A 14953-nucleotide genomic window follows, 5' to 3' on the forward strand; every position below is an offset into this window, starting at 1 on the left:
TAATGTAATATTATAGACGTTTTTTTGATAAGACTATTTAACTAGATTGATAACCGTATCCGTACGCACTGCGGATGTACCGCCTAAAACAGAAATACGGGAAAAGTCTCTAACACGAGCCAACTGCAATGTTTCCTCCGGTAAGTACGTTGGATTCACTAGTAGTAATGGCGCATTGCGTTTTGCAGCCAAAACAGATCCTGTCAGCGCATCAGGGAAATCTGTCCCACTTACAGCCAACCCTTCACTTGATGAAAAGTTAAACTGCGTGCCAATTTTATATGCTGTCTCGTATCTTGTTGCACCAGAAATTCTAGTTGCTTTCGGCATTGCTTTTAATAGATTTTGATTTACAACAGCCGTACCACCAACAACAATCGTTTTACTAGCTGAGTTAAGAATGGTTTTCGTTGGACCTGGAATATACCCCTTTTCCGTCAATAGGATCGGGATGCCATTTCTTGCTGCATATGGTGCAATCGCAAGGGCATCAGGGAAGCCGTACCCATTTACGACCACTGCAGTGGAGAAGCTTGATCCCATTTCGTTTGCAATCAACTTAGCCGTTTCAAAACGGTTTGCTCCTGCAATGCGTTTTACCTCCATCCCCATGTTGCGGACACTTGTGGCAACTGTATTTGAAACAGCCCCCGTTCCACCAAGGATGACGACATTCTTGGCACCTAAACGCACCAATTCATTTTTTGTTTCTTCTGTTAGTTCATTTTTCCTTGTAAGTAGAATAGGTGCATTCAACTTATAGGCAAGCGGAGTTCCAGCCAATGCATCAGGAAAATTATCACCGCGCGCGAGCACTACTGTGTTCGTTTTATCCCAACCGGTTCTTGAAATACTTACAGCTGTCGCATAACGGTTAGATCCTGAAATACGCACGTTGTCCAGGTAAGTGGACGCGATATAATACGTTTCCTGCGAACTCATATCTTTTACTGGGTACCATACAAAATGATTATTGCTGTTGTTACCAGCCTGATACGGACCGACAATCTGCAGTGTTTCACCTGCTGTAGTCATTCTTATCTCCGCACCCTCTGGAGATTTCCTTAACCTTACGCCGCTCTCTGTTGCTTTTACAAGATCATTGCTTGCAAAAAAGTGTTTAGAAGTGGTAAAAGGACCACTCACGTAATAATGTTCTTTTCTAAAAAGAAGAGATCCTGCTTGGTTGTAGTAAATATCATTTCTTAACTGTGATTCAGGAAATTTTGTAACTGTCAGTTGCGACATACGTTCAATATGACGATAAATGACATCTTGATAGGTATTACTTGGATAATATTGCGGGTCATTTCTACGTGAAATACCATTATAAGCCATGACTGCAAAGTACCAATCCTCTATAACATTCATGTCATTTCCGTTTATTTTAGGAATGCGTTCCCAACTGCTGTAGCTCCATTTTTCCTTCAATATTCTTAACCCTTCTTGAATATTGTAACGAATATCCCCTTTTAACCTAAGTTCTCGATCAGCAGTCATATTTGGCTCGGTAATTTGCATGATACCAATACCACCGTCAAAAGAAACCACCGGGTCTCCCTTTTTCCAAAGGCCACTAGGGTCATCTGCTGTACGGAATTGTCTCCAGGAACTTTCTTGCCATGCAATTGCTTTTACTAATTCCGGAGGAACGCCTGCGATAATTGCTTCCTGCGTTAAGATAGTATTTAATTGTGCATTCGTAGGATTTTCTCCAACAATACGGTTATCACCAGTAGATTGGAAAGAAAAGCTTTCTGCAACAGTTTCTTTAGCAACTGTCTGCTTTTCACCTTTTTTCACCAAAGTTAAAGAACCATTATCAGCGTGCGCATATGTATCTTTTAGTAGAGTGACACTGTCTACAAGACTCTCATTTGCATCTACATAGGTTACTATGACTCTGTCAGATTCAACATCTACGGTACCCATCTTATAATCTTCTGATAGATATACTTGTTTTAGAGTACCATCAGCCAATTCTAATACAGTGAACTGCATAAACCCGCCAGTACCTTGCTTTTTATTTTCTAATAAAACAAATCCTTTATTGTTAACATTCCAAGTGAATATAGTGGAAAATTCAGCGAGATCTATCTCTAACTCTTCCAGAAGTTCCCCTTCATAATAAACACTTGCAATAGAAGTCTCTCCATTGGAAACTGATACCTCGTAATCCCCTAATGACACTGTAGCACTTTCGCTTGAAGAAACGGAATGCTCCGCTGCCTTCCATTCTGCGTGGGCTTTGTCTACAGTCAGTACCAGTAATAATAGCAAACACATTTTTACGGCAATAATACTTTTTTGCACGAAAACCTTTCCTCCTTATCAAATAACTACAATTATTTCAATACAGATTTAATTTTAACAAATAGATTACAAGTATGAATAGGTAATTTGTCTATTATTTTCCGATTTTGTCGTGTTTCCACTAAAAATGTAAATGATTGCGTTATTTATTAAGGTAAAAGGTTTGAATTGTATGTTAGGAATCTAGTAAATGGGGAATAAAGTAAAGTAGGAATATTACTAGAGAGATATACATATGATGAGATTAGAAGAACAGGGGAGGTTTCTAATGGAATTCACAAAACGTTTTCTGCCTGTATTAAAGTTTAAACGACCGAAATTAAATATTAGCTTTGAAAGAGAAAACTTCTCTACTTTTTTTGAAACATATTGGATACAAATGATCATCGTATCCTGCCTATCCAGTGTTGCATTGGGGTTGCCTGCACTTGTTATAAAATTCGCCTACACCGAAGGCATTTTCACCTTTTACCTTCTTGCTCTACTACTCTCCACCCCATGGTTTTTAGTGCCGGTACTTTTTGTTCTTTACTATGTAAAAGACACAGCACTTGCTAAAAAGGCTGCCATGATTACTGGCGGGGTGTTACTTCTTACTTTCGTTATTTGGATTATTGCACTTTTTCAATTATAAGCACACTAAAATTAGCAATCCCCACTCCTTCATGGAGTGGGGATTTGCTTATTTTCCAATTAACTTTTGTGTCCAATGCCTAGCATCTTTTTCATACCCTACACCAATATGTGTCATATTCGGATTCAAGATATTTGCCCTGTGACCTGCTGAATTCATCCAGGCATTAACTACTTGTTCAGGACTTAAATGTCCTCTCGCAATGTTTTCTGCAGCAGTAGTATATTCAATGTTAAAATAAGCCATCATCTCGAATGGAGTCCCATATACAGGACTAGTATGGTCAAAGTAGCCATTAGCTTTCATATCTAATGATTTTTCCCTTGCAACCAAACTAAGCTGAACATGAGTGGACAACGGCGACACCCCATTCTTAGTACGCTCGATATTGACCAATTCAATCACTTTTCTTTCTTCCATACTTAAATCAGCTGTATTGTAAACACCCTTACTAGCTTTAAAGAGTAGATTAAGAGCTTTGTCATTCACCGCACTTCTACCACCAAGGACTTGGAAGTTAGAAAGATTTTCATTACTTACCAATTCAGAAACTACTGTTCTTTCTTTGTCATCAACAAGTAAAATGGATGTTCCTTTTTTAGCAGCAAGGACAGAGCCTGTTAGAGCATCAGCAAACGAACGACCTGTTGCTGTAAAAATATTTTCAGTAGGCATGTTAAGCTCTTTAATAATTGCCACTGAGGTTGCATAGCGGTTTTCACCTGGGATACGATTTGCTCCAGGTAATACAGACTCAACTGCCTCGCTCACCGCAGACGAACCTCCCGCTATAATCGTTTGGCTAATCTTCTTATCTCTTAATAGCCTTGCTGTCGGTTCATTAATAGTGGACGATCCACCTTTGACTAAAAGGATTGGATAACCATTTTTAGCTGCATAAGGTGCGATTGCAAGTGCATCAGGAAAATTGGAACCATTAGTAATTACCGCTTTAGCTGGTGTTCCACCCAAGCGTTCGGCTATCTTAACTGCTGTTTCATAACGTGTTGTTCCGCTAATTCGTTCCACTTCCACACCACTTATCTTCTCAATGCTTTTTCTAACGTCATCACTGACAGCTCCTGTCCCGCCTAACACGATGACTTTCCTAGCATCTAGCTTTTCTATCATTTGCTTTGTCTGATCTGGCAGGCTGTCCTTTTTAGTTAAAAGGATGGGAGCATCTAGTTTATAAGCTAGCGGCGCGCCCGCTAAAGCATCAGGGAAATTCTGGCCACTGGCAATGATGACTGTTTCTGCCTTTTCCCAACCTTCAAGCGCTATTTCATTAGCCGTAGTGTATCTTTCCGGACCAGATATTCTCTTACCAAAAGAAGTTAAATAAGAAGATGCGACGTACCCATTTTTCTTATTTCCTTCCAATTCGTTAGAAACAGGATACCAACCAAAATGATTAAAATTTCTATTGTTTGTAGCAGTATCATAAACAAACGAATCTTCAATCATGACTACTTCTTGATTTAATTTCCCAAGACTTGCACCTGTAGCGCCGGGGATATTCCTGACATTTACTTCTTCCGTCGCCACAACAAGTTCTTTTGGTTCAAACTTATGCTTTGTTTTATGTACAATTCCTTCTTGAGTGTAGTCCAACTTATCAAAGGATAATGAGCCATTCTCACCATAAGTAAGATGGGACAACTCTATTTTTTCTAGTGCAGCATTTAAATTCAAATCAGAACTTTTTCCAATGCGCTGAAAAATACGGTCCTGATATGAATCATAATTTCTTTCCCCGGTAGCTCTGATTAGCGGACTATTCACCTGCTTAATCCCGTTATAAGCCATGATTGCAAAATACCAATTCTCAATAGTGTCGCGGTTACCATCATTCAGCATTGGTATTTCAATCCCACTATAAGCAAATTTCTCGTTAAGAATATTCACTCCAATACGAATGTTATATTCTATGTTATACTTTAATCTTTCTTCATCATACTGATTTGCACGGTCCGTTATTTGCATGATGCCAATCCCATTGTCAGGTGCAACCAAAGGTTTACCATCCTTACAATGTACCCAACCTGATTCCTCAAATGCAATCGCCTTTACTATCTCTGGCGGGATGTCTTGGGATAGAGCTTCTGTTGTTAGCAATGAATCGATTTCTTTAAATGAAGGTTGCACACAATTACTGTTCTCTTGTGCATCAATAGATTGAGGTAAGATTAAGGTGAATACCAAAAACAAAATTAATAGTTTAATTTTTTTCAAAAAATGTTCCCCCTTCTCAATTTCTCTTAAAAACAAACTTCAAAATAAGGGTTGTTTTCAATTTGTTTAATAAGCTTTTTTATAGATGTGTTATAGGCGTACACGTCCCCTTTATTTTGCAATAAAATATTCTATTATAAAATCCGCCCAAATGTTTTGTCCTTTAGCGTTAGGGAATGATCCTTCAAGGAGTTCTTTTAGATTTTCTGAAGTTGTGTCTGGCCAGTTATCCCAGTGATTAAAGTACTCAATATTTTTTTTTGCGGCGAATTCTTCTAATGCCTGAACTTGTTCAAGATAAGTATTTGGCTCATAAATAGGATTTGGTGGCTGTATTATGAAATACGTTTCCTCATTTAATTGTTTAACAGAACTAATAATCTCTTCCAAATTTTTCAATGTATCTTCCGTTCTGACAAAACCATTATCATTTAATAATAATGGCTCAATAATTAAAATATCTGGTCTTACTGCTGCTATTTCCTCATGACCTTTTGATTCAATTAAATAATTTGTAGTTATCTTTTCAAAATTCATTATTTCAACATGGAAGGTTTGTTTGCCATAGTTCTCTTCTAAAGCATTTTTCACTTGTGATGGCCAAGGGAGATTGTTTGGATCACTGTTCATAATTGAATCAGAACCAACTATTAATATATTAATAGTTTCTTCAGACTCAATTTTATTTTTTATAATAATTTGTAGTTCATCACTCATATTTTTTGTTAAATCTAATAGACTGTCGCTTTTCGAATTACTAGATTGATTTGTATTTGTAAGTTTTCCAGCCTGCGCAATTTTATTATCATACTGTACCTTTCCTAAAAAGATTAAGAACGTTGCTACTGTACATAATAGTACAATTAGAATATTTTTCATGTCTTTTACACTCCTAAAAAGAATCTATCATAATTATATACATAAACATCTTAAACTAATAGATTTACAAGTAAATTTTTACAAAATATGATAAAATAAGTGTAAATAACAAGATTTATATAAAATATGCAGGAGGGCATTATGTTAAAGTCTCGAGTTGCTTTAATTTCGGCTCTTGCTTTTTCAACAATAGTATTAGGATTTGGAACTTTATCCTATGGAGAAGCAAGAAACACCCACATCATTCAAAATGGTAAGTATCTTTATTTAAATACTAATCCTATAATTGATCCAATTATTCCTGATCCTGAGCCTGAGCCTGAGCCAGAACCCAAGCCAGAACCTAAACCAGAACCTAAACCAGAACCTAAACCAGAACCCAAACCAGAACCTAAACCAGAACCTAAACCAGAACCTAAACCACAACCTAGACCAGAACCTAGACCAGAACCTAGACCACAACCTAGACCAGAACCTAGACCACAACCTAGACCACAACCCCAACCAGTAACGGAGCAGGAACTTGAACAAGAGGTTGAACCTGAAGAGAATTTGGAGCAAATAGAACTAGAAGAGGAAAACAATGAACTCTTACATACACCTCTTTCAAAAGAATTTTTAATTAATTATTTCGAGGAAACGGAATCGGATTATTCTACACTCAATACATATATTTTCTCCAATATCATTACAATACTAATTGAAAATAAGTACGCCTCTGAATCATCAAGTTCATTTTCAAATCTACCGATAAATGATTTAGCTACTAAGCTATCTATTCAACAGATTGAAGAGTTGGAAAAGTTCCTTTTAACAGATGAAGTAAAAACAATGGATACGCTTTTAATAAGTGAAAAATTAGAAGAAATCCGCGCCAAGAAAATACATCTTATGCAAAACAACACTAATTAAGTCAGAAACCCCAACTTTACATAGCAAGTTGGGGTTCTTTATAGCTATTTCAGCTATATTCTTCTCTAAGAAATCGCTTTTAATTTTTGTATGTTAGTTATCTAAATGTTCAAGAATTCTACAAAATGTTACAATTACAAGAAGTAATTGGATAATAATTTATTGTGCAAACGACAAATTAGCCATATAATCAAAGCTAGAATATCAAAAAAGGAAGAGTGCTAAATGTTCAAAAAAAAATGGTTTACTATTTTAATTAGTGTTTTAGGAATTACCACCATTGGTGTTGGAATCTTTGCTTTTAGTGTGTATAAGTCGCTGGAAGATGCTGCAACTTCTATGCACACCCCACTTGAAAGATCTAATTCTGATAAGAGAACAACTCAAATTGACTTCAGTCAGAAAGATCCATTAGCTTTTCTGATTCTAGGGGTAGACGAAAGACCTGGAGATAAGGGACGCTCCGATTCCATGATTGTAATGACAGTAAATCCTAATGATAAGTCCATACAAATGGTAAGTATCCCTCGTGATACAAGAACGGAAATAGTGGGAAAAGGCTTTGATGATAAAATCAACCATGCCTATGCATTCGGTGGCCCAGAAATGTCCATCGCCACTGTCGAGAACTTCCTAGATATCCCGATAGATTATTTTGTCCAGGTCAACATGGAGAGCTTCAAGGATATTGTGGATGCAGTTGGCGGGGTTACAGTTAATAACAAATTAGAATTCAGCCAAGATGGGCATCACTTTTCATTAGGAGAAATTGCCTTAGACGGAGAGGAAGCCTTAAGCTTCTCGCGAATGCGTTCAATCGATAGCGACTTTGGTAGACAGCAAAGACAGCGCGATGTCATTCAAAGTGTAATTAATAAAGGTGCATCCATATCATCCGTTACGAAAATTGATGACATTCTCGACATATTGGGTAATAATGTCCGTACTAATTTAACATTTAACGAAATGGTCGATATTCAGTCTAACTATAAAGAAGCACGTCACAATCTTTCTCAACACCAATTGACAGGGGCTGGTACAAGAATTAATAATATCTATTACCTGGTCGTAGATGAAAAAGATCGTTTGGCACTTTCCAATCAACTAAAGCAACACTTAGAGCTTGACTCAGAAGTTGCAAATAATAATTAAAGAAAAGTAAGAGGGCTACCAATTTTGTGGTGGCCCTCTCTCTTACTTCTATTATAAGTTATTCATAATTGGTTTTTATACTGTATTTTTAATTTTTTCCAATGAAATAATTTATTATATGTTCCGCCCAGACTTCATGACCTTTTTCATTCGGAATAATGTCTTCTGTCACTATGTACTCTGAAATCTCGTTTGGTTCCTTTGGCCAGCTTTCCCAGTGGTTAATGTATGGATAGCCATGTTCTTCCGCCCACGTTTTTAATTCCTCTATATCCATAGGATAGTAAATCGCATTTTTAAGTGGTTGGCCAGGTTGGAGAAAAAGAAATAAATTTGGATTCTTCTGTTTTAAATCCTCAATCATAATTGTAACGTTCTGTAGAGAGTGCTCTATTGCGATTAATCCATTACTCTCCAATAGAAATGGCTCCAATATTACAAGGTCAGGTACTGTATTTATATTTTCCAAATGGAGGCCTTCATTTACTACATCCGTTGTTGTCACTTCTCCAGGTATAGCATTAACTGTTATGTTAAACAAACCATTATATGTAGCTTCTAATTCTTCTTTAAATAAATTTGACCAATTATTTTCATTTAACTCATTTACTTCTGACCCAATAATGACAAGCTCTACTACTTCACCTTTATTATTTTTTCCTACTAAAAAATCGGAAACCTCTGGAGGTAAATTAGCAAAATCTCCTTTTGGCAACTCTTCCTTTTTTTCCAAAACCTCTACTTGAGTACTTAATTGATTGGTATTGGTAGTTACAAGCTCTTGATTCATTGCAGATCCCAATTTATTATTCCAATGAAAATTCCCATAGATTATTGCACCCATACATAATAATACTACTAACATAATCCCTGCTCTCATTATTTACCACCTCATACCAAATATACTATTTATTTAACACTTTTCAATAGATTTTGGCAATGAAAATTAATATATTTCTAGAATTATGCAAAAAAAAAGAGGTTCTCATAAACGTCATGAAAACCTCTCTTCTGGATAATACCCATACCCTATAATATTCCAAAAAGTTTCTTTTTTTTCTTAATTCTCTCCGGAATTTCTTTCATAATCATGGAGCCTTCTACTAACAATTCTGCATTTTCCAGCAACAAATATTTTGCATCGAGACCACATTCTTTTTCGATTACACTAAAAGCTTCCGCCATTTGGAAGTTTCGCCCTTTTAAATTATGAGCATCAGATGCAACAAAGTGAGTGAGGTTAGCGTCAATAAGATCTAATGAAAACTTTTTAATTTTCTTTCCAAATTTACCTGCTACACTGGCAGCAGTAACCTGTGTGCAAGCACCTTTTTTCACTAACTGGTAAAGTTTTTCTGGATTATCAATCAATTCAGCATTTCTCTCGGGATGTACAATAATTGGGGTAAGGCCTTTCATCTGAATATCATAAATAATTTTTTCCGTATATAGAGGCACTTGACTTGAAGGTAATTCTATAAATAAATATTTATCGCCGTCATTCATTGTCAACAATTCGTTTCTTTCGTATTGCTCCAATAGTTCTCCAGATATTCTGGACTCCTGACCAGGTAAAATAGTAATATCAATTCCTTCTTTAACCAAACGTTCGTTCAGTTCTTGTACCTTTTCAAGAATTTCTTCTCTTGTGTTGTAGTATTGCCCATTGTTATGGTGAGGTGTTGCCACTATTTTAGTTATACCTTCACTAAAAGCAGCTCGTGCCATTTCCATACTTTCGGTCATGTGTTTGGCACCATCATCTACCGATGGAAGGATGTGACAATGAATATCTATCATATTTAATACCTCCGAAAATAGTACTTTTATACCATTTTTCATTCTTACTTAGTCTATCATCATATTAGCATAGTATAAAGATATAAGAAATAGGTGCATTTTGTCGAAAAAGGAAAATTATACTATGGATATTATTCATATTCAATGAACCTTTATCTTATCTATTATTTAATTCACTATCTTTCTAACAAATAAACCTCCAAAATAAAAAACTTGTAGAGAAATACATAGGGTTTCTCTACAAGCTGAATACCTTGGAGACTCTAAGGTCTTTTTTATGAGGTTTTTTGATTTACAGTTTGAGTTTCCTTAACTCCTTCTGACTTGGTTTTATCAACCATCACCAGAACAGTCCTTAAAATAATGACAATATCAAATATCACTGAGAAATTACGGATATAGTGAAGATCAAACCGTAACTTGTCCTCTACACTTGTTGTGTATTTCCCCATAATTTGAGCGTAACCTGTTATGCCAGGTTTTACAGTGTTACGGTACTGATAGGAGCTGATGTCCTTTTTAAACTGCTCAATAAAGAAACTTCTCTCCGGTCTCGGGCCGACAATCGACATATCACCTTTTAATACATTAAAGATTTGAGGTAATTCGTCAATTCTTGTAGCTCTCAAAAAGTTCCCGACTTTCGTAATACGAGGATCTTTGTCGGTAGCTAACATAGGTCCTGTAGATCCCTCTGCATTTTCTATCATCGTACGCAACTTTAGGATTTGGAACTCTTTGTTATCTTTTCCTAAACGTGCTTGAGAGTAGAAAATTGACCCTCTAGGCTCCTGAATCTTAATAAGTAATACTCCTAACAAAAAGAAAGGAAGGATAAATGGAAGTACTAAAATGGAAACGGCAAGGTCAAAAGCTCTCTTTAAAATTTGTTGATCAACAGTTAATCCGAATTTTTTTACAGAAAGAGCCATTGTATCTTCAAAAGGAGTAATATCTGATTTAGATAACAATAAATCATAAAAGGATGGCACTAAGTATAAATTCTTTTTATTTTTGAAAGCATAATAGATGATAGAGCTTTTTTTCTCGTCTGTATCCTTTGGTCCTAGTATGACGGAATCAGACTTCTTAATAGCTCTAAATGTATCATCAAGTGGTGTGTGGTATTCTGCATACTTGATGTTAACTTTAGAAGCAAAAGTATCTTTTATCTGATAAGTAAGCCTTAATTTGTCTTGTGGCTTGCATATAAGCAGAATATCCTCGGGATTAGTCGCTTTCTTAAAGTAAATGAATAACACTTTCCAAATCATCAATAACACTACTGAGAATAAAAATGCCAATAATATTACTGATCTAGGTAAACCAAATGCACGGAAAAAGAAAGAAATTGCCATGGTAGCGACAGTGATGGAAAAAGTACTGACTAATATACTTCCGATGTAGTCAAAGAATCTCTTTCTTCGCGAAGGGTTGACTTCATACACGGACAAAAAGAATGTGCTGATTAATAGCACCCACGGCAGGACAACAAGGAATGAGTCCCAGTTCTTAGCATCATAGGTTTCGTAACGTACATAAAAGGCTAAGAGATATGATATAGTTATGATTAGTAAATCAATCAATATAAATAGCAGACGACGACTTTTTTCATCAAGTAAATTGCCCAAGCTCAAAACTCCTTTAATTATTCTTTTAATGGACAAAACGTAAAATAGGATTACATATTAAAATCAGCGTATCACATTTTTTCTTTTACAAACAGTGCCAGATTTAGTCAATCCAAACTCCTATTTTAATGGATTATTCTACAAAAAGGGAATGCACCTGTAGCAACCCTAAACCCTGTACCATTGTATCAAAATAAAAGCTGTTGTAAAACATATTTTATATGTTAAGTTTGTGACAACCTTGAAAAGGCAACTCCTCATTTTTATACCCAATAAATAAGACGTAAAACATGAAAAAAAGTTTCTATACAAAAAGAGCCCTTTCGAATTTGGAAGGGCTCTTACTTTTGTTCCTATAAAAAATTTAGGCTTGTACTCGTTTTTTTATGGCATAGAAAGCATAATTAACAAAGCACCAGCTTGCATAGGGTAGGCTTAGCTTTTCGATTTTTCGATAAACATACCAATTTCTTTTGGCTGTCTTTAATTTGTTACTTGATATAGACCCTTCAACAATTCGATAGTTGGCCAAAGGCTCCTGCATTCCATATGCAATATGACCTTGACGCAGGACTTTTAACCAGAGCGCAAAATCTTGCCTTGTCCGAATTAATGGCATTTGCAAAGGTTCTACTTTTCTTGTGTCGATCATTACCGTCAGACATCCAATTATCGTGTTTTTAAGAAGTCCTTTGTAATCAATTTGCTTAGGAACATCTATCACTTTATCAAGTGGTTTCCCGTTTTCATCCATTAAGTTATACGCAGTAAAGGTGAATGCATAATCATTTTTCTGCATAAAAGCCAATTGTTTTTCTAGCTTGTACGGCACCCATAAGTCGTCACTATCCAAGAAAGCAACGTAGTCTCCTTTAGCTGCTTTTAAAGCGGTATTCCTTGCCACCGCTGCACCGCTGTTTTCTTCTAGAAAGATCGGTTTGATTCTTGGATCTAATTCACCATATTCTTTTAAGATTTCTCTTGTTGTATCCTTTGAACAGTCATCAACAATGATCATTTCCCAATTTGTATATGTTTGAGTTCTGACTGATTCGATTGTTGCTGATATGAACTTCTCCGCATTATAGGAGGGAGTAATCACTGAAACTAGTGAGGAAGACATACATATACACCACCTTTACATATCTTCTTCTCTAAATAATAACGGAACGACAATATAACCAAACACAATCGTTACACCGACCAAGCCACCTAGAACGGCTCTTTTTTTGCTGGAGAAATCTTCGGAACGAGACTCACTCACCATTACAGGCTCTGTTACCTCTGCTGGATAATAGGATAATATTTTTTCATCAGATTCAATAATTAATTCTAATAGTTCCACTAAGGATAGCTCGCTGTTCTCCGCTTTACCCTCCAATTCTTCTAAGGTTTTTCCTTCTATGATATTTTCGTAAGTTAATGATTTCTTCTCTAATTCCTCGTTGTCCCTCACTAAGAATGCATCTACTAATCGTTCTAACCCCTCTTCTACCTCTTCTGCATTATCAGAACGGTAGATAAGCTCAAGGGAAGTACCAGATAAAGTATTTATTACGATACCCGATCTTATCGCTTCTAAGTCCTCAGGATCATAATCAGGAAAAGTGGATTCAAGAAAAGAATAATTGGTAATGTAACTTTTGACTTTTTCAGCATTGTTCCATTTTTCTATGTCATAAAAACCTAGTTCTATTTTTGCTTTCGCAGCATAGCTGACAACAGGTTCCGATTTTATTTCAAAAAAGTAACCTAGTCCGGCTAGTAACAATGGAATGATAATTAGCAAAGGAATGGATTTTTTTATTCTGTTTATAAGTAAGTTTAATATATTTTCCATCTTTTTCTCCTTCAATTAAAGGTTTTGAGTAGGTGATAAAACCTCTTTCTCGTTACTCTTTCTCTTTCTCTTTCTCTTTCTCTTTCTTAAAACGTTAAGCGTAACTATTCCAAATGCAAAAAGTACCCAATGGAAAAACAGGTTAGAAACGGAGCTTGGGCCTATACTCGAAAGAACAAATGCTGCCAATGCCACAAGTATCGCTTCTGTGATAAGCCTATACTGATTGGTTAATCCTTTATTAAAATGTTGGAATAACTTAATCATTAGGTAGGCGTATAGAGTTATATAACCAAGAACGACAAATATTCCAAAGTTAGTGAATATCTCTAAAAACCAAAAATGCACATTCGCCACTTGATCCGTATCATGGATGGAGTAGTTCTCCATGTAATATTCGGTATTTCCTGCACCTACTCCCATACCAAAGGAGTCCAATGAAAAATGGAAAGCATTCCTGCTCAAATTGGCTCTTCCTGTATTAGATGGAAGTCTTCCAGCAACATCATGGATGGTAGGGCTAAGAAATAAGCTAGAAAAAGTCGACCATAATTTATTGTAAAAGAGGAGAACAAACAAAGAAGCTCCCACTGCACCTAAAGCCAATATCCATTTTCTCACAACACTTTTACACAATAAAAACACGTAAAAACCTATTCCTGCAATGACAGCTAGCTGGCCTGCCCTTGACTCGGTCAACATGATTAAATGCAGAGCCGCCAAGGAAAGAACAATTCCTCCTGCTTTCCAATACTTATTCTTCCCGTTTCTAATTAGCGATAGAAAGAAGAAAAATGATATGGAAAGGAAGGTTGCAAAATCATTTTGGTTAGTAAAGACTGATGTAGGATAATGCTGATTATATTCAGGTCCTAAATATAAGGAGGAACTGGGAAGATGGTTCTTGGTAAAGTTGTTCCAATAGCCGATCAGCATGACAAAAACTGACATAACTACCCATATGTAATAAAAATTTAGTACCTTCTTAAGATCGTTAAGAAAAAGTGTAACAATAAAGATCAAGAAAATGCCCATCACCAAAATGGATATGTACTTGATACCCTCTGTTACAGACTTTGCCCATAAGAGTGTAAGGAGCGCATAATACAACCAAAAGACAAAAAAAAGCAAACTCCCTTTTACTTTTAGATCCGTCCATTTCGTCCACAAATCTTTCCTAAAGTCACTGCGAATCAAGTTAAAAACAATTAGAAAACCTACTATTATTAACAGGATTCTATATGGAAATAAGCTAAAGAATCCTAAGTTAATGGAGAAAAAAGCATTATTCAAAAAAGTTGCTCCTATTAACACATAGATAGTAACCATCAAAAACCTATTATCAATAAGGTATTCCTTTAAAATCACCATTACTAGTAACGCTACATTGAGTAATACCAAGGGGATATAAATGTTTGGTCTATCTACAAAGATCAAACCTATTGTTAGTATAGCACCAAGCAATAATCCAACAATCCCGATTACCACTTGCTTAATGCCAGTAAATCCCAGATCCATTTTCCTCCTCCTAAACTAACTACTATATTAATGTTCAGG

At 35.9% G+C, this 14953-nt stretch carries 12 protein-coding genes; 3 read left to right on the forward strand and 9 right to left on the reverse strand.

The features are described from left to right. Window positions 1-33: 33 nt before the first annotated feature. A complete protein-coding gene (locus LG307_RS19655; RefSeq protein WP_404445554.1) occupies window positions 34-2313 on the reverse strand; it encodes a cell wall-binding repeat-containing protein in 2280 nt (759 codons plus the stop codon). 268 nt (window positions 2314-2581) lie between these two features. Here LG307_RS19655 and LG307_RS19660 point away from each other — a divergent pair, with 268 nt between their 5' ends. Further along, entirely contained in the window at window positions 2582-2947 is a 366-nt protein-coding gene (locus LG307_RS19660; protein WP_404445556.1) for a hypothetical protein, read from the forward strand. Between the two features lie 48 nt (window positions 2948-2995). Here LG307_RS19660 and LG307_RS19665 read toward each other — a convergent pair whose 3' ends face one another. Both LG307_RS19665 and LG307_RS19670 read right to left on the reverse strand, forming a co-directional pair. Then, a complete protein-coding gene (locus LG307_RS19665) occupies window positions 2996-5182 on the reverse strand; it encodes a cell wall-binding repeat-containing protein (protein ID WP_404445558.1) in 2187 nt (728 codons plus the stop codon). 111 nt (window positions 5183-5293) lie between these two features. Continuing rightward, entirely contained in the window at window positions 5294-6061 is a 768-nt protein-coding gene (locus LG307_RS19670; RefSeq protein WP_404445560.1) for an SGNH/GDSL hydrolase family protein, read from the reverse strand. Window positions 6062-6202: 141 nt separating this feature from the next. Between LG307_RS19670 and LG307_RS19675 the strand changes: the two genes are divergently transcribed. Both LG307_RS19675 and LG307_RS19680 read left to right on the forward strand, forming a co-directional pair. After that, the gene (locus tag LG307_RS19675; RefSeq protein ID WP_404445563.1) at window positions 6203-6973 is read left to right on the forward strand and encodes a hypothetical protein; all 771 of its coding nucleotides are present in this window, start codon (window positions 6203-6205) and stop codon (window positions 6971-6973) included. A 225-nt stretch (window positions 6974-7198) separates the two neighbouring features. Beyond that, the gene (locus LG307_RS19680; protein WP_404445565.1) at window positions 7199-8125 is read left to right on the forward strand and encodes a LytR family transcriptional regulator; all 927 of its coding nucleotides are present in this window, start codon (window positions 7199-7201) and stop codon (window positions 8123-8125) included. 88 nt (window positions 8126-8213) lie between these two features. On the opposite strand, the gene LG307_RS19685 is transcribed toward LG307_RS19680, so the two are convergent. From LG307_RS19685 to tuaE, 6 genes are all read right to left on the reverse strand, one after another. Beyond that, a complete protein-coding gene (locus tag LG307_RS19685; RefSeq protein WP_404445568.1) occupies window positions 8214-9005 on the reverse strand; it encodes an SGNH/GDSL hydrolase family protein in 792 nt (263 codons plus the stop codon). 149 nt (window positions 9006-9154) lie between these two features. Then, window positions 9155-9925, reverse strand: a complete 771-nt coding sequence (locus tag LG307_RS19690; RefSeq protein ID WP_404445570.1) for a tyrosine-protein phosphatase — start codon at window positions 9923-9925, stop codon at window positions 9155-9157. A 275-nt stretch (window positions 9926-10200) separates the two neighbouring features. Beyond that, window positions 10201-11556, reverse strand: a complete 1356-nt coding sequence (locus tag LG307_RS19695) for a sugar transferase (protein ID WP_404445573.1) — start codon at window positions 11554-11556, stop codon at window positions 10201-10203. Between the two features lie 364 nt (window positions 11557-11920). Next, complete coding sequence (gene tuaG, locus LG307_RS19700; protein WP_404445575.1) at window positions 11921-12679, reverse strand: teichuronic acid biosynthesis protein TuaG; 759 nt, start codon at window positions 12677-12679, stop codon at window positions 11921-11923. A 15-nt stretch (window positions 12680-12694) separates the two neighbouring features. Next, window positions 12695-13396, reverse strand: a complete 702-nt coding sequence (locus LG307_RS19705) for a hypothetical protein (RefSeq protein ID WP_404445577.1) — start codon at window positions 13394-13396, stop codon at window positions 12695-12697. A 15-nt stretch (window positions 13397-13411) separates the two neighbouring features. Beyond that, a complete protein-coding gene (gene tuaE / locus LG307_RS19710; RefSeq protein ID WP_404445579.1) occupies window positions 13412-14914 on the reverse strand; it encodes a teichuronic acid biosynthesis protein TuaE in 1503 nt (500 codons plus the stop codon). Between the last annotated feature and the right edge of the window lie 39 nt (window positions 14915-14953).

This window comes from Sutcliffiella horikoshii (genome assembly GCF_044809035.1).
Classification (GTDB): Bacteria; Bacillota; Bacilli; order Bacillales; family Bacillaceae_I; genus Sutcliffiella_A; species Sutcliffiella_A horikoshii_G.

What these genes read in the sequence shown, in the direction of transcription:
- LG307_RS19660 (WP_404445556.1), top strand. Translation starts at nt 2,582, where the DNA reads ATGGAATTCACAAAACGTTTTCTGCCTGTATTAAAGTTTAAACGACCG.
- LG307_RS19670 (WP_404445560.1), bottom strand. Translation starts at nt 6,061, where the DNA reads ATGAAAAATATTCTAATTGTACTATTATGTACAGTAGCAACGTTCTTA.
- LG307_RS19675 (WP_404445563.1), top strand. Translation starts at nt 6,203, where the DNA reads ATGTTAAAGTCTCGAGTTGCTTTAATTTCGGCTCTTGCTTTTTCAACA.
- LG307_RS19680 (WP_404445565.1), top strand. Translation starts at nt 7,199, where the DNA reads ATGTTCAAAAAAAAATGGTTTACTATTTTAATTAGTGTTTTAGGAATT.
- LG307_RS19685 (WP_404445568.1), bottom strand. Translation starts at nt 9,005, where the DNA reads ATGAGAGCAGGGATTATGTTAGTAGTATTATTATGTATGGGTGCAATA.
- LG307_RS19690 (WP_404445570.1), bottom strand. Translation starts at nt 9,925, where the DNA reads ATGATAGATATTCATTGTCACATCCTTCCATCGGTAGATGATGGTGCC.
- tuaG (WP_404445575.1), bottom strand. Translation starts at nt 12,679, where the DNA reads ATGTCTTCCTCACTAGTTTCAGTGATTACTCCCTCCTATAATGCGGAG.
- LG307_RS19705 (WP_404445577.1), bottom strand. Translation starts at nt 13,396, where the DNA reads ATGGAAAATATATTAAACTTACTTATAAACAGAATAAAAAAATCCATT.
- tuaE (WP_404445579.1), bottom strand. Translation starts at nt 14,914, where the DNA reads ATGGATCTGGGATTTACTGGCATTAAGCAAGTGGTAATCGGGATTGTT.